We start from the raw sequence: 23,242 nt of genomic DNA, 5'->3' as shown, positions 1-23,242 counted from the left end.
GATATATCTTGGTAAATTAACTCCGGCACTAGTAGCAAATTTAGTAGTCAGAACTACCTAAGCATTTCCAAAAATTTTTTTTGTTAGAGCCAGGCCGGTCGGAGTAACTGCTAAACCACCCTGTGCGGTCTCTTTGAGGGAGCAGTGCATAGATTGCCCAACAGAGTCCATGGCATCAATAACCTCGTCAACGGGAATTACGCTCTCGATTCCTGCCAATGCCATTTCTGCAGCAATAATAGCTTGAGCTGCAGCACCGGCATTACGTTTTACACAAGGTACTTCCACTAAGCCGGCTACCGGATCACACACCAATCCCAGCATGTTTTTTATGGTAATAGCAACTGCCTGCCCGACCTGTTCAGGAGTTCCTCCCTTGAGGGCTACGATCGCGCCAGCAGCCATCGCTCCAGCCGAACCACACTCGGCCTGACAGCCGCCTGCGGCACCGGAAAGAGAAGCTCTTGACGCAATAATCATCCCTATCGCGCCGGCAACAACAAGTCCTTTTGCTAATTCCCTTAGGGCAAATCCGTATTCTTCTTTAAGTGAAAAAAGTATAGCAGGTAATACACCGCTTGAGCCTGCCGTCGGCGCAGCAACAATTCTTCCCATAGCAGCATTGGCTTCACCAACTGCCAAGGAATAAGTTACCGCTTTACTGATAAAACTCCCCATTAGCGATTTAGAAGTATTCTGAGCATATTGCTTAAGCTTACGGGCATCACCACCTACTAAGCCCCCCTTGGAACGCGGGCCTTTAAGTCCGGCGGCAATAGATGCTTCCATTACCGTAAGTATATCCTCCATCCGTACAAGAACTTCTTCAACAGGAAGCTCCATCTGTTTGGCCTGAAAGTCTGTGCAAAAATCAGTAAACGCCAAAGACTTAGCCTGGGCCTCATTAATCCAATCTTCGAGCGATAGTTTATCTATAGGCATTTTTTACACTCCTATCAGCTTATAGCATTAATACAACGTACAGTTTTAATCATCGGAAGACTAAGTACGGCAGCAATATCAGCTTGTTCAACCGGCTGGTCTGTTTCCAGTACCATGCTGGCTAATCCGCCTTTGTTTCTTCTAAATAACCGCATTTGGGCAATATTAACACCGCGCCTTGACAGAATACCAGTCACTTCTGCTACTGCGCCGGGACGATCTTCGTGCAAAGTTAAAATGGTGGGGAAATCCCCGGTAAATTCTAGAGGAAATCCATCTACCTCGCTGATTACCACTCTCCCGCCACCAATAGACATTCCAGCCACTTGGCTTTCGGTTCCATCAATACCCGTTAGCCAAAACCTCACAAAGTTTGGATGCGCTGCATCGCCTGCATTAATATTTTTAAAGGAGTACTCAAACCCGGCTTTTTTCGCATAATCAAAAGCCTGCGGAATTCTTAAGTCATCGGTTGGCCAGCCCATAAGTCCGGCAACAAGTGCCAAGTCTGTACCATGCCCACGCCCGGTTTGAGCAAACGAGCCGTGCAGCCCAATTACGGCTTTGGCTACCTGCTGACCCAAAATTGACCTTGCAGCATTTCCTAACCTCACCGCCCCAGCCGTATGTGAACTAGACGGTCCTACCATGATTGGACCAATAATATCAAAAATATTCATTTTACTTGCTGTTACCTCCTAGTCTATCAAGTGCTAGCAAGAGACCGTAAATAAGTGCTGCCGGACGCGGCGGACACCCTGGCACATAGATATCGACAGGAATAATTTTACCAGCAGAACCACGAATTGCATAGCTTTCTCCATAAATTTTTCCACTTGCAGCACAAGAGCCTACTGCCATAACCAATTTTGGTGCTGGTACGGCGTCATAAGTCATCTTAAGCGCTTGCTCTAAATTACGGGTAACTACGCCTGTCACCATTAGCATATCAGCATGCCGGGGCGATGCCACGAAATCAATGCCATATTGTTGTAAATCATATATTGGGTTATTTAATGCCGTCATTTCCCAGTCACAAGCATTACATGAACCGGCATCAACATGACGAATATGTAACGATCGCTGCAAAGTAGCACGGATTTTGGCCGAAAGTTGGCTTGTCAAAGTTGCCAAGCGATATTCCGTCGTATGACTAAGAGCCTTATGTTCGCACACTTCAACGCAACGTCCACAAAATATACAAGCATTATTATCTACAACTAATTGATTATTATTAAATTCTAAAGCTCCGGTCGGGCAGGCATCACGACAAACTTGGCATTTAAGACAGAGACTTTCTTCGTGCACAAGCTGCCCGCGAAACCGGCTTGGCATAGTGCCGCTATCGTATTGTTCCGTTACCCGTCCTGTTTTTATTATTTGTTTAAGCAACCCAATCACAATTGTCCCCCCCTTAGCGGTCAAGGCAAGCATAGCATAGTTCGAAACTCTTATTAATTAGTGGAAAATCCGGAATGATATTTCCCGGAGCAGCTACTGTAAGCGCCGGCCAGTTAGGATAGGACGCCGAACGAATAAAATAGCGGTAAACATTACCTCTATTGTCAGCCATAAGCCAGTGGAGATCGGAGCCGCGCGGTGATTCCGTTAGACTAAAGGCGGTTGCATAAGGCTTAACAGGCTGCAGCTCAGTTATGCTCTTGCCGCTGGGCAAACCGTCTAGCACTTGGTTAACAATTTTAGCTGATTCAAAGGCCTCATCGGCACGTACCCATAATCTGGCGGCAACGTCGCCGCTTGTATACACCGGGACGTGGAAATTGATGTGTTTGTACGCAGCATAAGGAAAATCCCGGCGTACATCAGCATCAATACCTGAGGCTCTGGCGGCTACGCCAACAACGCCCAAATCTAAGGCAGCCTTTTCGGGTAAAATACCGGTAGTGTTAACCCTGTCAAGAAAAGCTTCATTATTCCGTAAAAGGTTCATAATCTCAGAATACTCGTTCATAACCATGGTAAGCGTTTGTTTTATATCCCGTATCATATCTTCGGTAATATCAAAGCGCACACCGCCCAAGGTAATCCAGCCGCGTAAGAAGCGGTTGCCGGTTAAACGCTCGTTTAGCCGCATTAAGTGTTCCTTTAACCGCGCTCCATGACTTGTACCTGGAGCAAAACCTAAACCGGCACACAAATTGCCGGAATCACCAACATGATTATACAGCCGTTCCAGCTCTGCGGCTAAAACCCTAAGATACTCTGCTCTAGCGGGAACAATAGTACCCGACATTTCTTCCACAGCCTGAACATAGGCTAACGTATTGGCGACCGAACAAGCCCCGCAAATACGTTCAGTTCTGTATATAACCTTATCAAATGGCAAACCTTCTACCGCTTTTTCAATACCGCGATGAGTAAAGAACAACTTAGCTTCCAGATTTATAATGTTTTCACCGGCTTGGCTAAAACGAAAATGTCCCGGTTCAATTATACCGGCATGGATAGGACCTACCGGCACTTCAAATACTCCTTCCCCTTGCACCGGCGGCACAGGGTATTGACTCCGCTCGTCAGGTATAGGAGTGTTTATCGTAAAGTCTTTTCGCATTGGGTATAGGCCGGTCGGCCAGTTTTCATGCAGTACGAGTGGTCTCAAGTCAGGATGTCCTTCAGGCACCAGCCCAAATAAATCATGAATTTCCCGTTCATACCACGCGGCTGCCGCCATGATTGGCGTAAGTGACGGAAACGCAAGCGGCTCATCTTGATTAATTGTTGCTTTCAGTGTTTTAAAAGTTCCATCTTCTTTATCAGTGAAAATTGCATAGATCGCGAAATATCCATTTATCGGGCGTTCGTCATTGGCAAACATCGCGGTTAGTCGATACTGACCGCCACGGCTGACAACTGTTGCAGCTGCCCGGAGGGTTGCTGCCGGTATTATCTTACATGAGCCTGTCATTGTCCCCCTCCTATCACAATAGCCACAGCTTGGGTAAGAAGCGTATCAAGCCAAGCAGGCAAGTAGATTCCGGTAGCAAGCATAATCATTAACGAGGCTGACACCGCTGTCAGCGATGTTCTACCTAACCGGTGTTCTCCGGCTAAACGATGCGGTACCGAACCGAATCCCATGCTCAAAGTGTAGTAAATCATGCCGGCAAAAATCGCGGCCATTAAAAGCAGTATACCAGCTCCCAACCAAGGATTTCCCATCTGAAAAGCTGCCCACACAATGGTAAATTTGCTATAGAAAATACTAAAAGGCGGTAAACCGGCAATTGCCAATACAACTGCGATAAACATGGCTCCCATCGCCGGTGCGGCACTCACCAGACCTTTTATCCTCATGATATGCTTGGTTCCATAGAATTGAATAATTGCTCCGGCCAGATAAAATAGTGCTGATTTAGTAATAGCATGGTTAATAATATGCAGCAATGCACCATACGTAGCTAGTGGAGTACCGATGCCAACTCCCAGTGTAATAAGGCCCATATGTTCAATGCTGGAATATGCCAATAGTCGTTTAAGGTCATGCTGTACCAGAATAAAAGGCACAGCAATAATAATGGAAAGTAGGCCAAAGCCTGTTAAGAAGTGCTCAGGAAAGTCAGCGCCGACAGCGCCTTTGACAATGATCACTGTACGAATAATGGCATACAAAGCACAGCTTAATAGCGCACCTGACAGCAGCCCGCTTACCGGTGAAGGCGCTTGGCTGTGAGCGTCAGGCAGCCAAGTATGCATAGGCGCCAATCCAACCTTAGTACCATAGCCAATCAGAATAAATACAAATGCCAATTTTATCATGCCTGGATCAAGCTTATCACTAACAGCTTTAAGAGCCAGCCAGCTTAATGCCTGACCATCGGTCACACCGACGTTTACTTGCGCATAATACATAAGTATAGTACCCAAAAGCGCTAAACAGATACCGACAGTACAGACCATTACGTATTTCCATGCTGCTTCCAATGCGGCTCGATCAAAATAAAAAGCAACAAGTAAAGCAGAACTAAGAGTAGTAGCTTCCACAGCCACCCATAACATTCCCATATTCTCCGCTACTGTAACGCACACCATAGTAAAAACAAATAGGTTAAACAAGCCGTAGTAGCGTTTTAACATCTTTAAGGAGGCATGTCCCTCTTCTAGTTCCTGTTCCATATAAGACAAAGAAAACAATGCTGCTGTAAAATTAAGAACCGCCACAACTAATAACATAACTGCACTCAGTTGATCTATATAAATTTTCCCATAAAGTTGCCCATAGTGAATAACCCCGGTTGTAGCTACCTGAAAAACGAGAACCCCCAAAACCAGACTCAACAAGCTGCTGCCGGCCAAATTGATCAGTCGAATACTCTTGAGACCTGATTGCGTCATTATAAAAGCGCCTGTTACAAGCGGTAGTACCAGCGCTAAAAGTATCAAATGCTCCATCGTATTGATCATCCCTTTAACTTTTTTAGCACACTGGTATCAGTGGACAAAAATGAACGTTTAAGCCGATATGTCAAAATAACCAGCACCACTACGGCTACCAGTACATCTAAGAATACACCAAGTTCAATAATTAAGGGCAAGCCTTGAGTTACGGAAAGGCCTACTAAATACAAACCATTTTCCATAGTGATCAAGCCGACAATCTGCAAGACAGCCTGCCGTTTCGTCATAATCATAGTAAGGCCAATTAGCATCATCGCTACAGCGGCAGCCAGCGCATCCCGGCTGACAATCCCGGGCAAAGCCTTGTCGATAAGGCCATAAGCAAGCACAATCATTACACCTGCGGCCATAACTGAATAATTTGGACTTAAGATTGGGTTAACTTCTCTTTCGTTTTTTAGCATCCGGACAATCCGGAATAGCGCATAGGGAATAAGCCCGGCTTTAATCACCAGTGTAAGGGCAGCTGCAACGTAAGTATGCATCTCTCCGGTTTCCACGGCGATAATTGTACACGATAACGCGACTAAAGCCGACTGGATAAGTAGAATGCTAACGGCGGTCTTAAGACTGGCTACCCGACTCAAAAGAAGCGCCAAAAATAAAAGAACTATTATTAGGAAATTCACAAAGATATGCCCCTTTCTACTGAGCCACTAAGGCCAACAATGCCAGCATGCCGGCAACACTCATAAAGCCCGGCACTTTAAATAGCCGCATTTTATTAGTACTGGTTTCCACCGCAGCTAAAATAAGTGCAGTAATGACTACTTTGGCAATTGTCAGTATAACAGCCGCAAGTGGCGATACCCCGCCTGGCTGCCATGGGAAAAATAATACGGTAAACAAGAGGATAAACACCAATTGCTTAATGGCAGATGCCCACAAGATTAAACCAAGCCAACGTCCCGAATACTCAAGCACCATACCTTCATGAATCATAGTCAATTCCAAGTGAGTATCAGGATTATCGACCGGAATACGTCCAGTTTCGGTTATTAATATAATAAAAAAAGCAATTGCAGCGAATATATAAGGTAACGAGAACGGAGCGGCTGCCGCCGCACCAGCCATGGTTGTCAGCCCTGTCGAACCAGCTCTCACGGCCACAGTTAATAACGATAACAACAGAACAGGTTCTACCAGCACACTAATATACATCTCCCGGGAGCCGCCCATCCCGCCAAAAGTGCTGCCGGCATCCAGCGAAGCCAGTACGAGGAAAAAGCGCCCGGCAACCAAGAGATACAACAAGGCAAATAAATCCCCTGAGTACAATAATGCAGCCGCACCAAACGCACTGGCAAAATAAATATATGGAGCAACTCTAAATATCCAGGAAGTTGTAGGCGATACGACACTATCCTTTTGCAGTAATTTAAACAAATCATAATATACCTGCAGCAGTTTAGGCCCTCGGCGATTCTGCATACAGGCCTTAGCTGACTTAATTACACCTGCAACCAGCGGCGCTGCCACCATAATAAACAAAGCACACAGTAAACTAATTAATACTTTAGTCGCTTGTTCCAAATCTATCACCACCCGCTAGTTATAATTAATGCTAATACTGTAACTGCTGTAATATATCCAATATAAATCTGAACACTGCCGGCTTGAATTGCTTTCATAAATTGAGCAGCGTTAATGATTCCGGTGTTAAGAGGACGGTAAATTGCGCTGAAAATATCCGTAATTCCTACATGATAACTCAGCCTCCGGCCAAAATAGCGATTAGGGCTCAGATCTGCAACCGTTTCCCGTTGTGGACGTAAAATAGAGCGGAACGCTAATCGGATAGGTTTAGAGAAGCCTGTAGCCGTATATTCCATTCTGGCATTTGGCACAATACCGCAAGTCCAGGTTACGTCTGTGTTAACTTGTGGAGTACCATATATTCTATATATGATCAATGCCATTGCCGCGCCTAAAAGTATGCTTATTATCACGATAGGCATGCTCAAACTGGAACTTCCGCTGGCAGCTTGAATTCCTGCGGAATACCACATAGTGCCGGCAAATGCTTGTGAAACGTCTACGCCAGCTGTATCAAGAAGCACTTGCTTAATAACAGTGATAATAAGTTCAGGCCATAGCCCCAGAATTAAACATAATCCAGAAAGCAGAGTCATTGCAGCAAGAGCAGGCTTGTCTGTTTCTGCTGCCCGTTCGGCATGAATGCTGCGCGGCTTGGCCAAAAAGGTAATACCAAAAGCTTTAACAAAGCAAGCACCTGCCAATGCTCCGGTGAGGCCAAGCAAGGCTAACAATATTGCGCCAAACATTTTACCAAAAGCACCTGTCCAAGCTTGCGGCAAACAAAACAATGCCTGGAACGTAAGCCATTCGCTGATAAAACCGTTGAACGGAGGCAATGCGGAAATGGCTACCGCACCAATCAAAAAACATCCTGCGGTGTAAGGCATCTTCTTTATCAGACCGCCTAGCTTTTCCATATCTTTAGTATGCGAGGATTTAAGAATGGCCCCCGCCCCCATAAATAACAATGACTTGAATATTGCATGGTTTAGTACATGATATAGTGCTGCAACCCACGCTAATGCTGCCAAGATCCCATGCCCTTTTGTGGCAAAGATCATCCCTGCACCAAGTCCTAACAAAATAATACCGATATTCTCGGCGCTAGAATAAGCCAACAAGCGTTTTAAATCCCGCTCCATCAGTGCATATAGTACTCCTAACACGGCAGAAGCAATAGCAAGGACTAAAACAAGCGCACCCCACCAGACAGGGCCAACCCCTAAAAACTCAAGATAAAAGCGGCATAACCCGTAAACAGCTGTCTTTATCATTACCCCTGACATCAGGGCCGAGACATGGCTGGGAGCTGCCGGATGTGCCCGTGGCAGCCAGATATGCAAAGGAATAATGCCAGCCTTTGTACCAAAACCAATGATTGCACATAAAAAGATTGCATTTTTCGTCCACATATCGAGACTCGCTCCCACCTGGGAGAACTTATCAAAACCAAAACTGCCGGCTTTAAGAGCCAATAGAAAAAAGGCGGTGACAACAAAGGCTGTCCCTACATGTGTCATAACAATATAAACAAAGGAAGCCCGCCCGGTTTCAGGTTTTTCATGTTCGTAATTGACCAGAAAAAATGAAGTAACTGCCATCAATTCCCACACAACAATAAATGCGATCACATGACTCACACATACTACCAAAATCATAGATAAAATAAAGGCGCTATACAGCGCCACCATAACTTGGTACCGTCGGCCGTCTCCATAATATTCACGAGTATACCCCATAGCGTAAACGCTGGCTGCGCTACCCGCTAACCCAATCGTCAGCAAAAAAAACGCCGCCAAATAGTCCAGTCGAACCTGTACTTGTTCACCTATTAAAAACCATGGTGTAACAAAGGTAACTTTGCCACTAGTAAAAATAAAAATTGCACACAGTACGGCTGCTATACATCCCAGCGCTGCCATTCCGTGTGCAAGACAATTTACTATTTTGGTATTCCTGGTGATAAATGGTGACAGTACACCTGTTATAAGAAAAGCCAGCGACAAATAAAACAAAAACTCCGCAATCATAAGTACCGCCTCCAGTCGGGTAAATTGGTTGAAAACATCAATGTTACTATTGTAGCACAATATTGTGGTTACGTGTAACAAAAAAACAAGAAATTTATATAACTTTGCTAGCTTATGTTGATAAAGAAAGCAAATTGCCAATATACAATCGTTCATTTCTTGGAAAAAAGTGAAACAGCAATTCTGTAACCATTTAATATACACTAATTACCAATAGACCTCCTCCCCACTAGGTGTGATATAATTATCAAGTCCCATTATTATGTTACCTAGAATGGAGGAGGCTTTGCTATGGATTCATTATCCCATGCTCTGTTGGGTATTGCCGTTGCGGGCTTATCCGGTGATCCATTAAGCTTTCATAACCCCATTTACTTAGCGGCAATTATCGGTGCTCAAGCACCTGATTTTGATATTATCGCAAAAGTCCGCGGCAACTTTGCTTTACTCAGACAGCACCGGGCCTTTTCCCATTCCATTCCCGGACTTGTTATGTGGTCAAGCTTAATTACCGCTGGATTTTTTTGTTTTTTCGCGGAAGCTCCGCTTGATAAGGTTTTTATTTGGTCCTTTTTAGGTGGCTTATCCCATATTATTATAGATTTCTTTAACGCCCACGGAGCGGCCATTTTATGGCCGATTAGTCGTGAACGCAAAAGTTTTAGTTTATTAAATGTTTTTGATCCGGTATTGTTAAGTATAATGCTTACCGTCTTCCTCCAAGGGTTGCCTGCCAAGGAAACCTCGCTTCTATTTTTTTCATCCACTGGCTTATATATAGTTATACGATATGCGCTGAAATTACGGGCCTCAAGTTGGCTAAAACAATATTTTGCGGACACTACTATTATCCGAATTCTTGTTTTACCTTCACTTAAAAGTATACTATCCTGGGATTTTGTTGTGGAAACGAACACACAATACTATGTTGGCCAATTAGGCATTCTTAATCTAAACATAATCATCCACTCCGAACTAGCTAAACAATCCCTATCTCCAGCTGCTCAAGGAGCACAAAAAACTATTTTGGGAGAGTTTTTCTCATCCTTTACTCCCTTTAGCTATGTTACAGAACATCACGATAATAAGCAGAAGGCAAAACTTGTGCATATTTATGATTTACGTTACTTTCTCAATAAGAGTTTTCTACACAGCGCTACCATTGTTTTTGGCAATGATGAACAGCCCTGCGATTCCTATATTAAAACCGAAGGAAGAACAATAAGAATCCCCTGCTAGCAAACGAGATTGTTTTACTATCACAATGATGTTGATTAAATTCATTGTGAGTATAAGACAATCTCTTTTATTTTTTTCTTGCAAACTCCGGTATTATTCTATATAATTATACCACCCCCCCCCCAAGGGAGTGGTTATGACGTTAAAGGAGGGCATTATCATGTATTGGTTCTTTTTTATTTATTTAATTGTTGGCTACTTTTTCCCGGCTGCTGGTATTGTTGCCCTGATTTGTATGCTGGCACCTGTATTGATAGCACCAGTTAAAGGACGTTATTGGTGCGGAAATTACTGTCCCCGTGGCAGTCTGTATGATACTTTTTTGTCTAAGTTTTCACCTAAGAAATCTATTCCATCCTTCTTTCGCACAAAAGTATTCCGAAGCTTTATGGTAATCTTTATCCTGTCCGTGTTTAGTATCCAGATGTATTATGCCTGGGGTAACCTAGACGAAATGGGCTTAGTATTTCTACGCATTATTTTTATAACGACTGTTGTTGGAATAGTATTAGGTCTTCTTTATAATCATCGAACCTGGTGCTCTTTCTGCCCAATGGGAACCATGGCTAGCTGGTTCAGCCATAAGAACACCAAGCCACTTCACGTTGATAACAGTTGTGTTAATTGTAAGCTTTGCAGTAAAGCCTGTCCGTTTGCCCTTTCCCCCCAGGAAGGCAAAGGAAAAGAATCAGGTTTTACACATAGTGATTGTCTGAAATGCGAAAAATGTGTTGCGGCCTGTCCTAAGAAAAGCTTAGTATTTGAAAAGTAACCATTAATACAAAAAACTACCACTTTACTGCAAAGAGGGGATTTCATACTGTCCAGCGAATTAACGAACAGTTAATAGTTTATGTAAACAAGGAGTGGCAAAATGCCTAATTCTCTGGGTATATTCGTAGTAACGTTAACGCTTATGCTCACGCAACCAATCGGAGCAGCAGCATCCACCTTCTCGATTAGTAATTGGCAGACTAGTGGCTCACAACAGTGGCATATTACCTTTCCCGGTAACAGCAGTGGTCCGTCCATTCAAAATGCCAATAGCGGTGCTTCTGAACTTTATTATCCCCATTCAGGCAATTATGCTACTGTTAATTATGAAGAGTCTCTCTCTCCTGTCCATAAGGTACAATTGGAAGTAGGCATATTAGGTTCTTTACAGCAAGGAACCGGCAACGATTCTGATTGGGATTACTCACACTCCCCAGATTTATGGTATTATGGTATGTTTCGGACAAGTGGCAGCAGCACCTTATTAAACCTTAATTTTAAACACGCCATTAACCCCGGTACCGAATTATTTTATGGCTACGGCTACTCCAACAGCTTGTACACTATGAAACAAGGCTATTATTCTGTTATGAATTATAATGCAGTATCTACATCCTTACCTAACTTAGATTCGACTTATTCAATTGTTTACCATGGCCCACATATCGGGGTTACAGAAACAAAACAGCTTACCCCTAAGCTAGCACTTGTCGGTAGCATCGCTTACGCTCCCTTAACGGTAGTCGAAGGGCATGGTTGGTGGAATTTGCGCGAACTGGACTTCAAACATACTGGGACGGGACAAATGCTTGATGGGAAGATCGGGCTAAAGTATTTGGTTGCAGGCCGGCAGGATAATTCGCTTACGGTAGGTTACCGATATCAAAGAAATAGCTTATACACTGGTACTGAAAATACAAGCTCTGATATAACTTGGACAAAAGCTACCCAGGAACAGTATGGCTGGTATATGGGCGGCGAATTTAAGTTTTAAAGTTGCTTTTATGAGATCTTCAACCAGCAGAAAACAAAAAGACAACCTTAGCATTAACGAGCTATCGGTTGTCTTTTTGCTCGTTATTCAGTCGTTTACGATTGTTGAGCGTAAAACCAACAATAACGACAATAATGGCAAATGACAAAGGGATCGCCCAGTGCGACCAGAAATATTGCTCTAAAACCGGCATAATTTTTTTATCGGCTATCGCCATCTCACCTGCCGTCCATCCGAGAAAGGCTGCACCAATTGTTACAACTATCGGCCATCTCTCCATAAGTAAACGAATAGCTTTACTGCCCCAAATAATGATTGGAATGCTGATGGATAGTCCTATAATCAACAAAAGAAAATTTCCTTTTGCAACCGCGGCAATAGCTATAACATTATCAATACTCATGACCATATCGGCAACAATAATGGTTTTTATAGCCTCACCTAAACTATTTTTTGCCTCGAGTTCCTCCTGGCTGTCATCACCTGCCAAAAGTTTAATAGCAATCAATAGTAAAGCCAAGCCACCAAGCAGTTGTAAATAGGGAATCTTAAGCAATACTATAGCCACAAGCGTCAATACTACTCTTAGCGCAATAGCTCCGGCTCCCCCCCAAAATACGGCTTTCTTTTGTTGGTCAGGCGGCAGCTTGCGGCTGGCTAAAGCAATGACCAGAGCATTGTCCCCACTTAAAAGCAAATTTACAGTAATAATACTTAGGAGAGCTACTGCCCACTCCACGATATTCACCTCCAGCATAAAAATGTACAAACAAATTTAACATTGTTAGTATTGCCGCCTTAAAAGCAAATAGTACCTGACAAAAATAGCCAACCGGACTATAATATCCGATTGGCAACTTCTGTCAATTGTTCTAAATTTCGACATTCAAATACTTGCCGGCAATAACCCTGGTATTCTCTCATCAAACAGTCACCCTCCAGCCAATTGCTCTCAGGCAGGGGATTGAGCCAGTATATAGCCTGGGCCCGTTCAGCAATTTTAGCTAGCTCATCGGCTCCGCCGGGATGCCAATTATTCCGTCCGTCTCCTAAAATAATTAACTTAGTATGACCGCCGATGGCTGAAAGTTCATACCGGGCCATCTGTTCAAAGACCAAATCATAACGCGACAAACCTACCCGGCGGTTAAAACGATCTCTAAGATGCCTGGCTTGCAAAAATGCATTAACATCTTGCGTCTTAAACCATTCTGTAACTTCGACTGCTTCATCTACAAAAACAAATGAGCGAATGTTAGCATAACGCCTATGTGCTGCCTGCACCAACTGCAGCATAAACCGGCTAAATCGTTCTACTGAATTAGAAACATCGCAGAGCAACCACAAGTCGATTTTACTTTTTATTTTGTCCCGATATTTTAACGACAGCGGACAACCGCCTGTTCTTACCGCCTCCTGAAATGTCCGGCGAATATCCACTTTACCGCTTTTTGCCCTACGCATCCGAATTCCTGGCCGTTCGGCCAGCTTTTTGGCTAGTTTGGCAATCTCCTGCTCAACAGTAACAAGTTCTGCCGCTGCTAAGCAATCAAATTCCCGCCGACGAAGATTAGCGTATTCAACTAGCTTGGCAATATGCTGGCGGCCAAACTGCCGCACTGCCTTTCGTTCCAGTTCACGCCGTAGCAAGACTTCTAACTGGAAAAAAGTCTTTTGCCATTTTTGAAATATACCCTCTTTAATCTGCCTGTTACCATATTGCCGATCAATTTTGTTCACTGCCTCAAACCATCTTAATTTTACCTGGACTTCTCGCACTTTTTTCGAAATTTCTTCAGGCTGGGCACTATCAAGGTTTGTATCAGTAATAAACTGTCTGGCCAATTCCTCCAATACAGCGGTTGGCTGATTAGAAATCAGATCTAACAGGCCATCGGCATCACCACCAGCCCCGGACGCGCTACGTCCGCCGCCGTCAGCGGTTGCACCTTTTATAGTTAATGTCTGGGCACCAGCATGAATATATTTAGTTGGAGTCTCTGACACTAAATCGAAGTATAAATCAAATAAAGTAGTGAAAATTGGCTGTTCCCAGGTACTTTTGACAAGGGTGGCTTCTAACACCCCTCTTAGCAGCGCCGGATTAAATCCAGTTAGTTCAGCCGACTTCAATGCATCACTCGCTTCCATTGTTGTTACTGTGAGACCGGCCTCTCTTAGCAGTCTTACAAAGTCAACGATTACCTGTTTCATGGCTTTAACAAATAAGGAAGCTTGTCAGTAATAAAATCACGGTCTTTAGTATATTTAAGTAAGGCGGTGAGAGTAGCACGAACGGTATCCACAGTCAATTCGGCGCCTAACATCTCCATAGACAGTACCCAATCAATACTTTCAGTTACACTTGGCGGCTTCTTGAGCGGCTGTTTACGAATGTTTTGCACAAACTCTACCAGCTGGCTTAAAAATTTACGTTCAACCCCCGGGGCATTAAGTTCCACTATCGCTAATTCCCGTTCAAAATCAGGGTAGTCAATATGAAAGTGCAAACAGCGCCGGCGCAGAGCATCACCTAATTCTCTGGTGCTATTAGAAGTCAGTGCAACATACGGCCGGGTAACGGCGCATATGGTGCCCAATTCAGGAATAGTAACCTGCCAGTCGGATAATGCCTCTAATAAAAAGCTTTCAAACTCCTGGTCGCTTTTATCAATCTCATCAATCAGCAGCACTATCGGCCGCTGGCTGGTGAGTGCCGTTAATAACGGGCGCTTAAGTAAAAATTCTTGGTCAAAAATCTGCTGCCGGCCGGTTTCCCAGCCGCTTTCAGCCAAAGCCTCAATCTGGATGTATAATAGCTGTTTTTGATAATTCCACTCATATAAAGCCTTGCTCTCGTCAAGCCCTTCATAACATTGCAGCCGAATAAGCTGACAATTGCGAAGCCGCGACCAGGCCTTTGCCAATTCGGTTTTGCCAACACCGGCAGGGCCCTCCAACAGCAATGGCTTTTCTAGTTTCTCCGCTAAATACACTGCAGCAGCTAAATTATCATCAGTCAAATAACCATGCTCAGCCAATCCATTTTTAAGGTCATTAATCGCTTCAAGCATGAAATACTTCCTTTCCCGCTTTATAAACTTTGACTATTTTTCTAATGTTCGTCAAGTCCATTAGAGGGTTACCGTCCAGCACTACTAAGTCAGCACGCTTACCTATTTCAATTGTTCCAATCTCATTTGCCATGCCTATTGCTTCTGCAGCTACACCGGTAGCAGCATGTAAGGCCGCAATCGTTGGCATACCACACTCGGTTAAGAGCTGTATCTCCCGCCACATATCGCCATGTTTAACACCTAATGCCCCGGCATCGGTACCTGCAACGATTTTGGTTCCGGCCTGATATGCCCGGGCAACCATAGCTTGATGCCGCACATATACTCGCTCTACGCCTTCCGCCGGTAAAGTCTTTGTCTGGTGATTGCGGCCATAATCCAACATTCGCTCAAAAGGCACCAGTGTTGGTATCCAATAAACACCACTAGCAGTAATATATTCTTGAGTAGCCTCATCAATGAGCGCACCATGTTCTAACGTGGTAATACCGGTATCCAAGGCTTGACGCACACCATCAACTCCGTTGGCATGAACCGCAACCGGCTTCTTCAGCCGCCGAGCCTCATTTATTGCGGCCTTGGCTTCCACTAATGACAATTCAACAATACCAGCGTCCTGACGAACAAAATTAACGCTGCCTGTCATCATCAGTTTTATACAATCGGCAGAACCCCTTGCCTGTTCACGCACCGCCTTGGTCATCTCTTCAGCCCCGTCGGCTTCCCGCCCCCCGGCATAGTGAAAGTGGCCACCAGTAATCGAAATAGCCTGCCGGGCAGTTAGCACACGTGGTCCCAGGGCATTGCCCTGATTAACAGCCTTTTTCAAAAATACATTTATTCCAAAGGGACCGCCCAAGTCGCGGACAGTAGTTACCCCCTGCCGGATCGTTCTAGTTAAGTTAGTAACCGCCCGCAGCAAAGTAGTATCTTTATCTTCCTTCCACCGCTGCGCACGTTGTTTCATATCGGATATTCCTTCTAGAAATAAATGTACATGCGGATCTATCAATCCGGGCATCACAGTATATTGCGAATAATCGACAGCTGCCGTTAGCTGCTCTGAGGCGAAGTCCTGAGCACAGCCTATTCCAGTAAATTTGTCGTTCTCAACTGCAAGATAACAAGCCTCACGAGGTTTGTCCTTTGTTCCATCAATAAGCAAACCAATTTTGAATAACGTCATTTTTGGGTTCCTTCTTTCCTTAGTTACATCACTCCAACTTGTTTGCGTGAATAAAATAACATTTCGTGTCAGAATAATTCGTCATTATGTGCTTAAGTACCTGCCAATTCAATTATTTTTCTGGTGAATTCTTGACATTATCCAAGTGCTTCATTATAATTCTATATAAATACAACAACATGGGGGTATAGCTCAGCTGGGAGAGCGCTTGAATGGCATTCAAGAGGCCAGCGGTTCGATCCCGCTTATCTCCACCAAAACCGAAAGAGATTAGTTCTTTCGGTTTTTTATTGTTTTTATCTAGTGGTACAACCAAGGAATTACTTTTCCCCCATGATTATGCTAACTTGACTGAAACGAATAAGTAAGTTAAACTATTACTATACTTGCAAAAGTTAGATAAATGCAACTGGGCACTGGTATTGATATAAATTATACCAAAAGTGTCTCGTTTTTTATTGTTTTTTGATAAAGAAAACACGGCTTGCGCCGAGCCTTTGGCGAAAGCGGAAGCCGATGTTGCCCTTATCCAGGCGAAAGTTATACTTTCTATCAGGATTAAAAAAAATAGGGGAGCGTGTCAATGGAAGCATTAGTAGTAATACTATTAGAATGGGGTCTTACCGGTCTCTTAATTGCTGCTTTCACGGAATCATTTATATCCCCTGTACTGCCTGACCTGCTTCTTATCCCATTAGCTCTAGCCAATCCACACAATGCTGTATATTACGGCTTAGCTGCTACATTTGCGTCTATCGTCGGTGGTTTAATTGGCTACTTGATCGGTCTAAAAATCGGTCTGCCAGCTGCCCGAAAATTTATACCTAACAAATATATAGATAAAATTCATGATACGGTACAAGACAATGCAGTTTTGGCAATATTTTTGGCGGCGTTATCTCCCATTCCGTACAAATTTATCAGCATTACAGCCGGAGCGCTTAAAATCAACATGCCGATGTTTTTAATTATCTCGTTTCTTGGACGCGGCAAACGTTTTTTCCTGGAAGGTATTCTCATTTACTACTTTGGTGCTCAAGCCGTGGAAATGTTTACACAACATAAAGATGATATGCTGATCATCTCGCTTATCGTAATTGCAGCGGTTGCCTTAGTTGCTTATGCTCTGAAAAAAAGCAAAAAGGAAAATACCGCGCTAGATAAACTGTAATAAATGAAACACCCGCTGCTATTGAGCTAGCGGGTAGTTTTTTATCAGTATCACTTTTTGCCAACTATCTCAATTTATGGTTTGCCAAGTTGACAAAGCAGCCAATCGATTGGATAAACCTGACGAAATTGTAACGCATTTGATATTACTTACACAGGGAATGCTATAATTGTATAATAGTAATTTATTTTTTGAAAAGGGAGAGTGCTATTGAAACTTTGGACACTGCTTCTATCAGTACCGAGGTAATAATTATCCTTATTCTAATTTTGGCTAACGGCCTTTTTGCTTTAACAGAAATGTCTATTGTATCCTCGCGTAAAACCCGCCTGGAAAATATGGCATCAACCGGCAACAAAGGTGCTTCCGCCGCCTTGAAATTGGTGGAAGAGCCTACACCGCTCTTATCTGCAGTACAAATAGGCATAACACTAATAGGAATTCTTACTGGTGCATTTGGCGGTGCAAAGATTTCGAACTACCTTGCGTCGATTCTAAATACAATTCCCTTGCTGCGCAGTTACAGCGCTCCGATCAGTTTCACCATTGTCGTTGGAATAATTACCTATTTGTCACTTATTGTGGGTGAATTAGTTCCTAAAAAGTTAGCATTGAATAACCCTGAACCCATCGCAGCATTTGTTGCCAGACCAATATCCGCTTTTGTCAGACTTAATCGCCCGCTGGTTCATCTGCTGAGTATTTCAACTACTATGGTGATGAAACTTCTCAGAGCCAAACCACCGGAGGAACCACCCGTAACAGAAGAAGAGGTTAGAGTTCTAATTGGTCAGGGAGCACAGCATGGTGTTTTTGAAAAATCTGAACACGATATGTTAGAAAAAATCTTTATACTTGGAGATATGCGCGTAGGCGCACTCATGACACCACGCACGCAAATCAAGTGGTTGGATTTGGAAGATAATGACCAATACAATTTGCGCATTATCCGGAATACCAACCATCTGTTTTTCCCTATCGCCCGGGGTAATTTAGACGATATTGTGGGCGTTGTTTATTCTAATGAAATTTTAGCAAATTATCATCCCGGTAGGCCATTACATCTCGAGTCGGCCGCCCGCCAGCCTCTCTATATTCCCAAAAATACCCCTGCATTAAAAGCTCTGGAAAAGTTTAAAGAAACCGGAATATACTTAGCACTGATAGTTGATGAATATGGCGGCATTTCCGGATTAATCAGCCTTTATGATATTGCTGAGCATATTGTGGGAGATATACCGCGTCTCGGCGAAATTGAAGAACCAGATGTTATTGCCCGGCAAGACGGATCGTGGCTGGTAGATGGTATGTTACCAGCTGAAGAACTTAAAGACTTGCTGAATGTTGATCATTTACCGGGTGAAGAAAGAGGCTACTTCCAAACACTTGGCGGGTTTGTTGTTTCCTACCTGGGACGTATCCCCAACACTGCAGATAATTTTAATTGGAATGGATATAATTTTGAAATTGTGGATATGGATAAGGCACGAGTTGATAAAGTACTTATTACCCTCAGTTTAAATAGCGATAAAATGGATCAATGCTAAATAAAGTTAACCCCTGCGAAATTCGTAGGGGTTAACTTATTCATTCACGGTAACTACTCGTTTCTAAATACTAAAAAGTACGCATTGATGGATAGCGTTTCTCATTAATAGTGTGAGCATAATCCTCTAACTGAGCCGCCAAAGTACTGCTGGCTGTTATTATTTCAGCATCAGCCGAATTAGAGTTTTGCATAAGATCGCTAAGTTGTTGTCTAAGTGCTTTTACTTGCAGTGATATCATATGTAACTGCTGATCCATGGCAAAGAACCTCCCTTATTGTATTAAAATTAGTCTTTCCGCCAAAGCAAAAAACATGTAAATGACAACGACGCTGTTAACAAAACTAGCAATCATTGTCGCTCATGCTTACCTATTTCTGCGGGAAAACTAATATCAGCACGGGAGGTGATAATTTTGGCAACGCAAAAAACGAGTTTTTGGAACGGCAAAAATATTGTCGGCCAATCACATGTAGGGGCTAAAGATCTGATTAGTGAAGAGCCTCGTACAAGCTCTACTCAATCTAAATACCAGGTAAGCAATGACACGGTCTCTGCAGCCGATCTTCAGCCTTCAGTCGAATATTCTGAGGAGTTTACTAAAGAAGGGGGCTGAACTCCCGGAAGATAGCGGTAGTTTACCGCGTTGCACTAAAAAAGGAGGGGATTTCATGGCCGCAAAAGATTTATTAGACTCCGGCAATGCCAAAAACAGCAAACCAGCAGCCGATATGAATAATACCAGAAGCAACGACACTAACTCTAATCAAAAGAAACACGGACCATGCAAAAATTCACTCCCCACATGATAAAGAAACATGGTTTGCGCCGAGCCTTTAGCGAAAGCGGAAGCCAAGTTTCCTTATCCATATCCAGGAGAAAATGATATAGAATGAGGATGGCTTACTTGCCATCCTCATTATCTTTTAAATATGTCCAGCCTTCCTTCTGCTCAATCCGGTTATCCTTTAGTAAACGGCCGAGTGCTCTTTTAAAAGCCGCTTTACTAATATTAAATTTCTCCTTGATTATTTCCGGCGGGGTATCATCGCTGTAGGGCATCTGCCCTCCTCTTGTTCGGAGCACTTGCAGTATTTTTTCCGCATCAGCATCCATAGCATTTTCCTTAACAGGACGCATTGATACATTAAGCCGCCCGTCTTCCCGGATATATGTAATTCTGGTATCAAGTTCAGCGCCAACCCTGGGCCGCTCTGTCATTTCGTCATTATGCAAAAAAGCAATAAACCTGTCTTTAGTGAAAATAAAGGCCCCTTGCTCATTATAGTTATATACCGAGCCGGTGACGATATCGCCAACCTTGACTCCTTCCGCCGGTTTAGCAGCCTTTCTCAGTTCGTCTTCAACTTCCATAGTAACCGCTAAACGATCTGATTTATCACGGTACAGCTTGACCCATACCTTTTCGCCTCGCCGTGGGAGCCCGCGTCTGCCGGCATGCGGCATAAACACACCACGCTCCGCGCCTATGTTTACAAAAGTACCGTCTTTTGTCGTGTTAATAACTTCAACCCTGGCAACCTGGCCTTCCCGCATTTGCGGTAATCGCATACTTGCAGTAAGCCGACCTTTAGGGTCTTTATAAAGATATACTTTTACACTTTGTCCTATTTCAACTTCTTCTGATTGTTGCGCCTTATGCAGCAAAATGTCGTCACTGGTGTTTCCAGTGCCCACGTCTAAAAACGCACCCAAGTCACTCTTACGGACAACAGTTAATTCTACTACATCACCGGGTTTGTAGTTATGTCTGGTGTTATTCATATTCACCTAACCTTGATAAGAGACTTGTTTGGCATCGCCCCATAGCCGTTCAAGATTATAAAAACGGCGATCCTCTTCGACGAAAATATGCGCCACACAGTTGCCATAGTCCAGAAGCACCCAGTGTGCTTCCCTGTATCCCTCTCTATGCAGCAACCTAACTCCATGTTCACCAAGCTGCTCTTCAATATTATCAGCTATTGCCTGCACTTGAGTACTCGAATTGGCACTGCAAATAACAAAGTTATCCGTCACCGGTGAAATTCCTGTCAAATCCATAATAATAATATCATGCGCCTTTTTGTCACTAGCTGCTTTGGCTACTAATTCGGCTAAATTGCTGTCAGTATGAATCATTGGTTACAAAATACCTCCTGAAAACTCTTGATTATAGCTTTTTCTTTCTAAATTTATTTTATTCGGACTGAGTAGGCAAGTTTCCTGCAAAAAAAAAGGAAAGCCGCCTAAAACACAGCTTTCCCTCCAAGTCTTAGTTCTTTCTTGTAGCAGCCGAGGCATCTTTGGCTGTACTGCTGGCCTTAGCTACAGACATAAACATAGTTTCAACAAGCTGTTTCATCTGTTCCTTATCTGGTATCCAATAACTGAGTCCATCAATTGTGGCAAAATCACCTGGCAACATCTCAGCCGTAAGATTGCCAGCATTAAAAGACTTAAGGCTATTACCTACTTTTACCATAGTCATTACCGACATATCGGTATCAACATATTGGTTAATAGTATTCACTAACGCAGGTACTTTTAAAATTGTACCAACCTGCAATGTCTGCTTAGCCAAAGCCTTTAAAAACCGTTGTTGACGCTGAACACGGCCAATATCCCCAAGCTCATCGCTGCGAAAACGCACATATTGGCCAGCCTTTTCTCCATCCAAGTGCTGATAACCTTTTTCGATATGAATATCGAGGTCGGCATAGGGGTCTTGGTAGTTCATATTATGTTCAACATAAAGATCTACCCCGCCCAAAACATCAATGACCTTAATAAAAGCCTGCCAGTCAATAACTATATAATAATTAATCGGAATTTGTAAAAATTGCTCAACTGTGCTGCGAGCCAGCTCTGCTCCACCGTAAGCATAGGCATGATTGAGCTTATCGTAGCCTTTACGTCCAGGGATTGTTACTTTTGTGTCTCGCGGTAAAGATAATAACTTAACAGTTCCATCTTCGGGAGCAATACTTGCAACCATCATAGTATCTGACCGTCTGGCTGTATCATAAGGATTCTCACGGTCTTTATCATCGACCCCCAGGAGAAGAATATTTACTCTATTCTTTAATGTTTCCGGGGGGCGTTCCGTTACCGACTTAGCAACCGAAACAGAGGACGGATTACCAACTATACTTAGATAAGCGTAAACAGTAGCACCTGCTAAAGCAACCACTGCCGCCAAAAATAATAGTAAAAGAATAAAAATTCTATCCCAGCGAATTTTTCGTTTTCGTTGCACTCTACGTTCTAAGTCACTCACGGTATCATCTCCTCTCCAAAAGACAACACCTTTACATATGAATTAAATGTTTTGTCTTTGTAATAAGTAATTGCGGCCTTCAACGGTAGCCGGATGTATGAGCAAACCCCGTTCAATAACAAATTGAAGTGACTGATCAAAAGCCGCAAGTACAGCAGCATCCAAATCTCTCATGGCTAACATTCGAAGCTTGTCCACACCAGGATAGTCCCGGCTTGGTTCAATACAATCAGCCAAATAAATAATTTTTTCGAGTTTCGACATATTAGCCGCACCAGTTGTATGGAGCGTAATGGCTTTTAGTATTTCAGGATCATCAATCCCATAATCTGCTTTAGCTAAATACGCACCAAGCGGCGCGTGTACTAATATCGGCTGAGAAAGTTCGACATCATCCACCACTATACCAAAGCCTTCAGCCATTTGCAATAGGTTATTACTGGATATGCCGCGGGCGCAGTCATGAAGCAGTCCGGCCATTTTCGACTTCTCTATATCTTCCCCAAACGTTTCCGCTAATTCAGCTGCTGCCTTACTTACTCCCAAAGAATGGGTAAAGCGTTTAGGTGCCAACGCTTTTGACAGCTTGTCTGCTGCCTGATTATATTTCAAAATATTACACCACCTGTTCTATATTACTAAAATTCGTCAGTTTATGCAGATATCCTTTTTCAATAATAAAAAACCTCCTATAACTAGGAGGTGAATACATGCTATCATTTTATTCACTAAAGCTCATTGCCTTTTTTAACCTTGTCTAGGCTTAGCTTCGTTAACAACTATTTGCCGACCTCCAACTTGAGAGCCATTCATAGCCTCAATCATTTTGTCAGCATCATCATCCTCTACTTCTACAAAACCAAATCCGCGGGAACGCCCAGTTTCTTTGTCAGTAATAATCCGGCTGGAAATTACAGAGCCATGCGGACTAAAGGCTTCGGCAAGAGCTGTGTCTGTAGTATTCCAAGGTAGATTGCCGACATAGAGTGTTTTTGCCAAAGGAAATCACCTCCGTTACATCAGATACTTGAAAAACCAAAATAAGTT

At 43.4% G+C, this 23,242-nt stretch carries 25 protein-coding genes and 1 tRNA gene; 8 read left to right on the top strand and 18 right to left on the bottom strand.

The window, feature by feature from the left end:
- Positions 1–57: 57 nt before the first annotated feature.
- From sdaAA to hyfB, 8 genes are read right to left on the bottom strand one after another with little or no spacing between them, the layout of a single operon-like run.
- Entirely contained in the window at positions 58–942 is an 885-nt protein-coding gene (sdaAA, locus tag SRRS_RS10740; protein ID WP_371368667.1) for an L-serine ammonia-lyase, iron-sulfur-dependent, subunit alpha, read from the bottom strand.
- A 14-nt stretch (positions 943–956) separates the two neighbouring features.
- The gene (gene sdaAB / locus SRRS_RS10735; protein ID WP_371368665.1) at positions 957–1,622 is read right to left on the bottom strand and encodes an L-serine ammonia-lyase, iron-sulfur-dependent subunit beta; all 666 of its coding nucleotides are present in this window, start codon (positions 1,620–1,622) and stop codon (positions 957–959) included.
- 1 nt (position 1,623) lies between these two features.
- Positions 1,624–2,343, bottom strand: a complete 720-nt coding sequence (nuoB, locus tag SRRS_RS10730) for an NADH-quinone oxidoreductase subunit NuoB (protein ID WP_371368663.1) — start codon at positions 2,341–2,343, stop codon at positions 1,624–1,626.
- Positions 2,344–2,356: 13 nt separating this feature from the next.
- Positions 2,357–3,868, bottom strand: coding sequence for an NADH-quinone oxidoreductase subunit C (locus tag SRRS_RS10725; protein WP_371368662.1), 1,512 nt, complete (start codon positions 3,866–3,868; stop codon positions 2,357–2,359).
- Entirely contained in the window at positions 3,865–5,352 is a 1,488-nt protein-coding gene (locus SRRS_RS10720; RefSeq protein ID WP_371368660.1) for a hydrogenase 4 subunit F, read from the bottom strand. Before SRRS_RS10720 ends, SRRS_RS10725 begins: the two co-directional genes overlap by 4 nt.
- Positions 5,353–5,360: 8 nt before the next feature.
- Complete coding sequence (locus tag SRRS_RS10715) at positions 5,361–5,987, bottom strand: hydrogenase (RefSeq protein ID WP_371368658.1); 627 nt, start codon at positions 5,985–5,987, stop codon at positions 5,361–5,363.
- A 16-nt stretch (positions 5,988–6,003) separates the two neighbouring features.
- On the bottom strand, positions 6,004–6,891 hold the full coding sequence (locus SRRS_RS10710; protein WP_371368656.1) for a respiratory chain complex I subunit 1 family protein: 888 nt from the start codon (positions 6,889–6,891) through the stop codon (positions 6,004–6,006).
- A 5-nt stretch (positions 6,892–6,896) separates the two neighbouring features.
- A complete protein-coding gene (gene hyfB / locus SRRS_RS10705) occupies positions 6,897–8,927 on the bottom strand; it encodes a hydrogenase 4 subunit B (RefSeq protein ID WP_371368654.1) in 2,031 nt (676 codons plus the stop codon).
- 291 nt (positions 8,928–9,218) lie between these two features.
- On the opposite strand from hyfB, the gene SRRS_RS10700 reads away from it, so the two are divergent.
- From SRRS_RS10700 to SRRS_RS10690, 3 genes are all read left to right on the top strand, one after another.
- Positions 9,219–10,166, top strand: a complete 948-nt coding sequence (locus tag SRRS_RS10700; protein WP_371368652.1) for a metal-dependent hydrolase — start codon at positions 9,219–9,221, stop codon at positions 10,164–10,166.
- Between the two features lie 160 nt (positions 10,167–10,326).
- Positions 10,327–10,938, top strand: coding sequence for a 4Fe-4S binding protein (locus SRRS_RS10695; protein WP_371368650.1), 612 nt, complete (start codon positions 10,327–10,329; stop codon positions 10,936–10,938).
- A 102-nt stretch (positions 10,939–11,040) separates the two neighbouring features.
- On the top strand, positions 11,041–11,934 hold the full coding sequence (locus tag SRRS_RS10690; RefSeq protein WP_371368649.1) for a hypothetical protein: 894 nt from the start codon (positions 11,041–11,043) through the stop codon (positions 11,932–11,934).
- A 61-nt stretch (positions 11,935–11,995) separates the two neighbouring features.
- Here SRRS_RS10690 and SRRS_RS10685 read toward each other — a convergent pair whose 3' ends face one another.
- The 4 genes from SRRS_RS10685 to SRRS_RS10670 form a co-directional block, all read right to left on the bottom strand.
- Positions 11,996–12,673, bottom strand: coding sequence for a TerC family protein (locus SRRS_RS10685; protein ID WP_371368647.1), 678 nt, complete (start codon positions 12,671–12,673; stop codon positions 11,996–11,998).
- A gap of 98 nt (positions 12,674–12,771) precedes the next feature.
- Positions 12,772–14,148, bottom strand: coding sequence for a VWA domain-containing protein (locus SRRS_RS10680; protein WP_371368645.1), 1,377 nt, complete (start codon positions 14,146–14,148; stop codon positions 12,772–12,774).
- Positions 14,145–15,008 carry an AAA family ATPase gene (locus tag SRRS_RS10675; protein ID WP_371368643.1) on the bottom strand — a complete coding sequence of 288 codons (864 nt, stop codon included), beginning with the start codon at positions 15,006–15,008 and terminating at the stop codon, positions 14,145–14,147. The genes SRRS_RS10680 and SRRS_RS10675 overlap by 4 nt, the downstream gene beginning before the upstream one ends.
- Entirely contained in the window at positions 15,001–16,197 is a 1,197-nt protein-coding gene (locus SRRS_RS10670; RefSeq protein WP_371368641.1) for an amidohydrolase family protein, read from the bottom strand. Before SRRS_RS10670 ends, SRRS_RS10675 begins: the two co-directional genes overlap by 8 nt.
- A gap of 181 nt (positions 16,198–16,378) precedes the next feature.
- Here SRRS_RS10670 and SRRS_RS10665 point away from each other — a divergent pair.
- From SRRS_RS10665 to SRRS_RS10655, 3 genes are all read left to right on the top strand, one after another.
- Positions 16,379–16,454, top strand: a tRNA-Ala gene (locus SRRS_RS10665).
- A gap of 326 nt (positions 16,455–16,780) precedes the next feature.
- Positions 16,781–17,368 (top strand): YqaA family protein, encoded by a 588-nt coding sequence (locus SRRS_RS10660; protein WP_371368640.1) that lies wholly within the window; start codon positions 16,781–16,783, stop codon positions 17,366–17,368.
- A 218-nt stretch (positions 17,369–17,586) separates the two neighbouring features.
- Positions 17,587–18,915: a hemolysin family protein gene (locus SRRS_RS10655; protein ID WP_371368638.1), complete on the top strand. Its 1,329-nt coding sequence runs from the start codon at positions 17,587–17,589 to the stop codon at positions 18,913–18,915.
- Positions 18,916–18,985: 70 nt separating this feature from the next.
- Here the strand turns inward: SRRS_RS10655 and SRRS_RS10650 are convergent, their stop codons facing one another.
- The gene (locus tag SRRS_RS10650) at positions 18,986–19,174 is read right to left on the bottom strand and encodes a hypothetical protein (protein ID WP_371368636.1); all 189 of its coding nucleotides are present in this window, start codon (positions 19,172–19,174) and stop codon (positions 18,986–18,988) included.
- 156 nt (positions 19,175–19,330) lie between these two features.
- Between SRRS_RS10650 and SRRS_RS10645 the strand changes: the two genes are divergently transcribed.
- Both SRRS_RS10645 and SRRS_RS10640 read left to right on the top strand, forming a co-directional pair.
- Complete coding sequence (locus SRRS_RS10645) at positions 19,331–19,531, top strand: hypothetical protein (RefSeq protein WP_371368634.1); 201 nt, start codon at positions 19,331–19,333, stop codon at positions 19,529–19,531.
- 55 nt (positions 19,532–19,586) lie between these two features.
- A complete protein-coding gene (locus tag SRRS_RS10640; protein ID WP_371368632.1) occupies positions 19,587–19,724 on the top strand; it encodes a hypothetical protein in 138 nt (45 codons plus the stop codon).
- Between the two features lie 94 nt (positions 19,725–19,818).
- Here SRRS_RS10640 and SRRS_RS10635 read toward each other — a convergent pair whose 3' ends face one another.
- The 5 genes from SRRS_RS10635 to SRRS_RS10615 form a co-directional block, all read right to left on the bottom strand.
- The gene (locus SRRS_RS10635; protein WP_371368630.1) at positions 19,819–20,700 is read right to left on the bottom strand and encodes a S1 RNA-binding domain-containing protein; all 882 of its coding nucleotides are present in this window, start codon (positions 20,698–20,700) and stop codon (positions 19,819–19,821) included.
- Positions 20,701–20,706: 6 nt separating this feature from the next.
- Complete coding sequence (gene rsfS, locus SRRS_RS10630) at positions 20,707–21,057, bottom strand: ribosome silencing factor (RefSeq protein WP_371368628.1); 351 nt, start codon at positions 21,055–21,057, stop codon at positions 20,707–20,709.
- Between the two features lie 133 nt (positions 21,058–21,190).
- Positions 21,191–22,195: an LCP family protein gene (locus SRRS_RS10625; RefSeq protein ID WP_371368626.1), complete on the bottom strand. Its 1,005-nt coding sequence runs from the start codon at positions 22,193–22,195 to the stop codon at positions 21,191–21,193.
- Positions 22,196–22,237: 42 nt separating this feature from the next.
- Positions 22,238–22,807 (bottom strand): bis(5'-nucleosyl)-tetraphosphatase (symmetrical) YqeK, encoded by a 570-nt coding sequence (gene yqeK, locus SRRS_RS10620; protein ID WP_371368624.1) that lies wholly within the window; start codon positions 22,805–22,807, stop codon positions 22,238–22,240.
- Between the two features lie 135 nt (positions 22,808–22,942).
- The gene (locus SRRS_RS10615; RefSeq protein ID WP_371368622.1) at positions 22,943–23,194 is read right to left on the bottom strand and encodes an RNA recognition motif domain-containing protein; all 252 of its coding nucleotides are present in this window, start codon (positions 23,192–23,194) and stop codon (positions 22,943–22,945) included.
- Between the last annotated feature and the right edge of the window lie 48 nt (positions 23,195–23,242).

The organism is Sporomusa rhizae (genome assembly GCF_041428845.1).
GTDB lineage: Bacteria > Bacillota > Negativicutes > Sporomusales > Sporomusaceae > Sporomusa > Sporomusa rhizae.
Note: the sequence above shows the minus strand (reverse complement) of the source record. Positions and strands in the feature narration are given on the sequence as shown.

Coding starts and splice junctions, on each gene's coding strand:
- sdaAA (WP_371368667.1), bottom strand. CDS start 942: ATGCCTATAGATAAACTATCGCTCGAAGATTGGATTAATGAGGCCCAG.
- sdaAB (WP_371368665.1), bottom strand. CDS start 1,622: ATGAATATTTTTGATATTATTGGTCCAATCATGGTAGGACCGTCTAGT.
- SRRS_RS10725 (WP_371368662.1), bottom strand. CDS start 3,868: ATGACAGGCTCATGTAAGATAATACCGGCAGCAACCCTCCGGGCAGCT.
- SRRS_RS10720 (WP_371368660.1), bottom strand. CDS start 5,352: ATGGAGCATTTGATACTTTTAGCGCTGGTACTACCGCTTGTAACAGGC.
- hyfB (WP_371368654.1), bottom strand. CDS start 8,927: ATGATTGCGGAGTTTTTGTTTTATTTGTCGCTGGCTTTTCTTATAACA.
- SRRS_RS10700 (WP_371368652.1), top strand. CDS start 9,219: ATGGATTCATTATCCCATGCTCTGTTGGGTATTGCCGTTGCGGGCTTA.
- SRRS_RS10695 (WP_371368650.1), top strand. CDS start 10,327: ATGTATTGGTTCTTTTTTATTTATTTAATTGTTGGCTACTTTTTCCCG.
- SRRS_RS10690 (WP_371368649.1), top strand. CDS start 11,041: ATGCCTAATTCTCTGGGTATATTCGTAGTAACGTTAACGCTTATGCTC.
- SRRS_RS10680 (WP_371368645.1), bottom strand. CDS start 14,148: ATGAAACAGGTAATCGTTGACTTTGTAAGACTGCTAAGAGAGGCCGGT.
- SRRS_RS10675 (WP_371368643.1), bottom strand. CDS start 15,008: ATGCTTGAAGCGATTAATGACCTTAAAAATGGATTGGCTGAGCATGGT.
- SRRS_RS10670 (WP_371368641.1), bottom strand. CDS start 16,197: ATGACGTTATTCAAAATTGGTTTGCTTATTGATGGAACAAAGGACAAA.
- SRRS_RS10660 (WP_371368640.1), top strand. CDS start 16,781: ATGGAAGCATTAGTAGTAATACTATTAGAATGGGGTCTTACCGGTCTC.
- SRRS_RS10650 (WP_371368636.1), bottom strand. CDS start 19,174: ATGGATCAGCAGTTACATATGATATCACTGCAAGTAAAAGCACTTAGA.
- SRRS_RS10640 (WP_371368632.1), top strand. CDS start 19,587: ATGGCCGCAAAAGATTTATTAGACTCCGGCAATGCCAAAAACAGCAAA.
- SRRS_RS10635 (WP_371368630.1), bottom strand. CDS start 20,700: ATGAATAACACCAGACATAACTACAAACCCGGTGATGTAGTAGAATTA.
- rsfS (WP_371368628.1), bottom strand. CDS start 21,057: ATGATTCATACTGACAGCAATTTAGCCGAATTAGTAGCCAAAGCAGCT.